2 protein-coding genes are annotated in these 872 nt (G+C 67.2%); both read left to right on the top strand.

From position 1 onward, the window contains the following. Nucleotides 1-160: 160 nt before the first annotated feature. Nucleotides 161-478: a DUF3489 domain-containing protein gene (locus tag ACOI1H_RS25860; protein WP_422441210.1), complete on the top strand. Its 318-nt coding sequence runs from the start codon at nt 161-163 to the stop codon at nt 476-478. Continuing rightward, nucleotides 468-872 (top strand): DUF2924 domain-containing protein (locus ACOI1H_RS25865; RefSeq protein ID WP_422441212.1); only part of this gene is annotated, 405 nt, incomplete at its 3' end. The genes ACOI1H_RS25860 and ACOI1H_RS25865, both read left to right, overlap by 11 nt.

Below are 872 nucleotides of genomic sequence, written 5' to 3' on the forward strand. Positions count from 1 at the left end.
CTCCTTAAAACCATGCTCAGATCCGACTGGACTTCGCACGCCGCTGGAGCGGTAGTGATCCTGCGCCATGTTTCCCGCGCTGCAAAGCGTCGCCCGGACCTCCGGGCTGTGCGCAGTAGCAGGGGCGGTTTAGCTCCTGCCTGCAGCACAGGAGAGAGCGATGACACAGAGCGAACAACTAACGGCGGATAATGGACCGGATCTGGCCAAGTCCGCGCAGCCTGCCAGAGGCCCAAAGCCTGCGACGAAGAAGACCCAGCTTATCAAGTTGCTGCGCAGGACGGCGGGGGCGGACATCGCGACGATCGGCGACCGGTTAGGATGGCAGCCGCACACGGTGCGCGCCAGCTTGTCGGGGTTGCGCAAGGCGGGTCACCACGTGGAGAAGATGATACCGGGTCCGGGGAAGGCGATACGCTACCGGATCCTTTCCGGCGAAGCGGCCGCGGCAGAGGGGGCCGACAGCCATGGCGGGTGATGGGGTGGCCAATCCGGACCGCGCAGAGTGCCTGCGGATGTGGTCCGAGACCTTCGGGTCAGCGCCGCCGCCCTATCTGTCGGTCGGGTTCATGACCCGGGCGCTGCATCATGAGGCGCAGTGCAAGCGGGCAGGGGGCCTGCCCGCCGCAACCCGCCGTGCCCTGGCGCAGATCGCGGCGGGGCGGGCTGTGCGGGATGTGCCGACCGATCCGGCGAGGCCGGGCACGCATTATGTCCGCGAATGGAATGGCCGGACCTATCAGGTCGCGGTGACACCCGGTGGCTTCGTGATGGATGGGCGGTCCTGGCCGTCGCTCTCGGCAATCGCAAAGCACATCACGGGGACGACATGGTCCGGGCCGCGGTTCTTCGGGCTGACCAGGGCGACAGGC

Origin of the sequence: Loktanella sp. DJP18, from assembly GCF_049310965.1 — a bacterium.
Classification (GTDB): domain Bacteria; phylum Pseudomonadota; class Alphaproteobacteria; order Rhodobacterales; family Rhodobacteraceae; genus Loktanella.

Excerpts from the sequence above, each read along its gene's own strand:
- ACOI1H_RS25860 (WP_422441210.1), top strand. The coding sequence starts at position 161 with ATGACACAGAGCGAACAACTAACGGCGGATAATGGACCGGATCTGGCC.